General features: G+C 37.6%; 3 protein-coding genes. 1 reads left to right on the top strand and 2 read right to left on the bottom strand.

Annotated elements, in window-relative coordinates:
• A partial coding sequence (locus IQ228_RS27520) for a GUN4 domain-containing protein (protein ID WP_370566940.1) occupies positions 1–1,586 on the top strand: 1,586 nt, incomplete at its 5' end.
• A 52-nt stretch (positions 1,587–1,638) separates the two neighbouring features.
• Here IQ228_RS27520 and IQ228_RS23790 read toward each other — a convergent pair.
• Together IQ228_RS23790 and IQ228_RS23785 are read right to left on the bottom strand one after the other, a co-directional pair.
• On the bottom strand, positions 1,639–2,406 hold the full coding sequence (locus IQ228_RS23790; protein WP_193964671.1) for a transposase: 768 nt from the start codon (positions 2,404–2,406) through the stop codon (positions 1,639–1,641).
• 504 nt (positions 2,407–2,910) lie between these two features.
• Positions 2,911–3,147 (bottom strand): hypothetical protein, encoded by a 237-nt coding sequence (locus IQ228_RS23785; RefSeq protein WP_228044045.1) that lies wholly within the window; start codon positions 3,145–3,147, stop codon positions 2,911–2,913.
• Positions 3,148–3,206: the final 59 nt, after the last annotated feature.

Genomic DNA, 3,206 nt, shown 5'->3' with positions numbered 1-3,206 from the left:
AGCGTCAGACGTGTATAAGAGACAGAAATATTGGTAATCCTAAAAATGATTTAACTAAATATCTCAAATCACCCAAATACGAAAACCAGATTGAATTTATTGAAGAATTTCACGCAGATTTCAAAAAGATTGTAGAGGCGTTTTCAGGACAAAATAAAGTATATGTTTTTATAGATGATCTTGACCGTTGTGAAATTACCAAATCTGCTGAACTAATGCAAGCTATCAATATGATGATAGCAAATGATCCACAATTAATTTTCATTTTGGGTATGGATGTGGATAAAGTAGCTGCGGGTATTGCAGTGAAGTATAAAGAAATAATTCCCTATCTAGGATTTGATGCTAACTCTAGAAATAATCGTAGTTTATCCATAAGAGCCATAGAATACGGCTATAATTTTTTTGAGAAATTTGTTCAGATTCGTTTCCAAATCCCCCAACCAACTACATCAGATTTTGCACGATTTTTGAACAAAATTTCTCCTCGTAAAACCCCACCACAACCAAAAATTGTAAATAACACAGAACAAATAGAAGCACCTGGAGAAGAAATAGCTGCTACAGGAACTCTACCTTCAACTTCAGAAGAACAGCGTGATCGTATTGAAAATATCAGAATAACAACTGGTGAAGATTCAGAAGTAGTTCGCAATATTGCCTTAATGGTTGCTCCTGCTTTAGATTATAATCCCCGACGGTGGAAGCAGTTTATTAATGTATTTAGGCTAAAAGCCTACATTGGAGCTTCTACAAATTTAATTACTGCTCATGTTTCGGAAAACAATTCCAGGAGATATTTAACTTTAGAACAGTTGGGGAAATTTACAGCTATCAGTATCAGATGGCCACGACTGATTATGGATTTGAATACAGACCGTCAGCTACTTAAACATTTGCAAAAAGGCGCACTTGAACACTCTGCTGATTTTAGTGAATACAACGAAACTACAAAATATTGGGGAAGCAAGCCAAAACTGGTTGAATTGCTTCGCTATGCAGCAGTTGGTTCTATAGAAAAATATAGCTTTGCTAATGTAGATGTAGAGACACTGCTACAGGTTTCACCAACAGATGACCTCAGTTCAGAAAGAGACATAGACTACACGAAACTGCGTGACCTACTCAAAGCAGGTAACTGGAAGGAAGCAGATAAAGAAACTTATGAAGTAATGATTAAAGCTGTAGGTAAAAAGTCTGGTGAATGGTTTACAGATAATGAATTATTAAATTTCCCATGCCAAGACCTCCGCACAATTGATCAATTGTGGGTAAAATACAGTGAAGGGCGATTTGGCTTCAGTGTCCAAAAGGAGATATACTTGAGCGTGGGTGGTAAGGCTGATGGCGAGTATCATAGAGATGCCTGGGAAAAATTTGGTAATAAAGTAGGATGGAGAGAGAATGAAGGATGGATTGATTACTCCCAAGTCAAATTTTCTACCTCTGCTGTTGATGGACACTTACCTTTTTTGTTTGAATTGTGGTGGTGGGGGGAGTATGGGGGAGTGTTGGCTTGGCAGGTTGTGTGTGAGGGTGTGTGGGTATCTTCTCTCGCATCGAGACTTGTAAACTGTAACATCTAAGGCTTTCAGAATATTGTAAATATTTATTACAGCCCCCTTTCCCACGCTAGAATCAACATTTGCGATTTTCGTTACCTGGCACGGCAGAGAAAAAGCTATTTGCGTGGATGAATTTTTCTGCTACCTCCTGTACGTCCGTACTTTCCGTTACCTTTTGCTTATCCCAAGGTAAACTCATCTGTCCTGGTGACTTCTTTCCCTTACTGCTTTTCTTCATAGACGGTAAAAACCGACTTCCCCAATAGTTTCTTTTTTCTGGTTTGGCCTTTGGTTTATACTTCTTGCAAAACCGCCGATATTTAGCTGCACATTCTTCCAAAGTTCTCCCCAGTTGCAAAAACGCCGGATGCCATTGAGTGATACCATCATTACTCAAACGGTCATGAGTTCCGTAATTACTAAAGTCATAAAAAAACCCTTGCTGTATTCCTGCTGCTTTGGGGTTAGCATGGATATATCGCAAAGTATTTAAAGCCCGACGATAATCAGTATTTTCAAAACCTGTACTGTGATATCGCTTTTCCCAAAAATGCCCTGTACGGTTCATCATGCGATTAAAACACATAGCAGTGTACCAGTTTAGCCAGTGCATAACTTTTGGTAATTCTTCTGGCTGTTTTGGTTCTAGGAGATAATGAACATGATTACTCATAATGCACAGTGCATAGAGTTTAAAACCATACTTTTGTTGTGCTTTTTTAATCGCAAACAGAAACACTTCCCGACATTCTAACCGTGTAAGTCGAAATTCGCGGTTATTGCAACGGGTAGTAATGTGATAACAGAAACCTAGTTGTAAATTGCGTTTTGGACGAGACATAGAGAGATTTTAGGTAATGTGGAAATTTATTTAAAATAGCTTGTTTCAGCGTTTGATGAATGATTTTATTTATCGTAAACAGACAAGTATGGTAGGGGTAAAGCAAAAGCTCATTGTTGTCAACTTAACGTAAAACCCATAGCCCGCCTGGGAATGAATTCCCAGTCTAATAGCAAAAGTCATCTGAAGATGACTAAAAATCCCCAGTTTACTTTAGTAAACTTTACTCATTAGCCCGGAAATTCATTTCTGGGTGGGTGTGGAAGCCAACAAATAAGCCATCTGTAGCCTAAGTTGACACCTATGATCACTGCTAAACCCCTACGAAGGATGTAGTTTTTTGCTGTCATTATCCTGATGAACAAAATCGTCCTCAAGCGGTTATAAAATCTCAAATATTTGGTGGATGTTCACCCATTTTTACCCACATTTTCCGTACACGAGTTAATTGTGGACGGTTCATTTTTAAAACAGAAATAGTGCCTCTCCCCACAGGTGTAAGTCCTACAATTTCTGTAGCAATTGATTATCAGCATTTTTCATTAATAAATTATCTAATTGAGTGTGAGTTTTGGGAGATAATACACTTTCTACCAAAGCTTGTAATTCATCTAAACTTAACCCAATTAATAATTCAGTATCTGCTGATAAGTTGGTTAGTTGTTGGTAAGTTTCCAGATTTAACAATACACCAACTGTTTCTCCCTGGGTATTAGTTATATACTGCACTGATTCAGACATGGTTTGGATTTCGTATGACTAGTTGTATTGTAACTTTTTATAAAAATAAAGGTTTATAA

It is taken from the genome of Dolichospermum sp. LEGE 00246, from assembly GCF_015207865.1.
In the GTDB taxonomy this organism is placed as follows: Bacteria; Cyanobacteriota; Cyanobacteriia; order Cyanobacteriales; family Nostocaceae; genus Dolichospermum; species Dolichospermum heterosporum.
Note: the sequence above shows the minus strand (reverse complement) of the source record. Positions and strands in the feature narration are given on the sequence as shown.

What these genes read in the sequence shown, in the direction of transcription:
- IQ228_RS23790 (WP_193964671.1), bottom strand. Translation starts at nt 2,406, where the DNA reads ATGTCTCGTCCAAAACGCAATTTACAACTAGGTTTCTGTTATCACATT.
- IQ228_RS23785 (WP_228044045.1), bottom strand. Translation starts at nt 3,147, where the DNA reads ATGTCTGAATCAGTGCAGTATATAACTAATACCCAGGGAGAAACAGTT.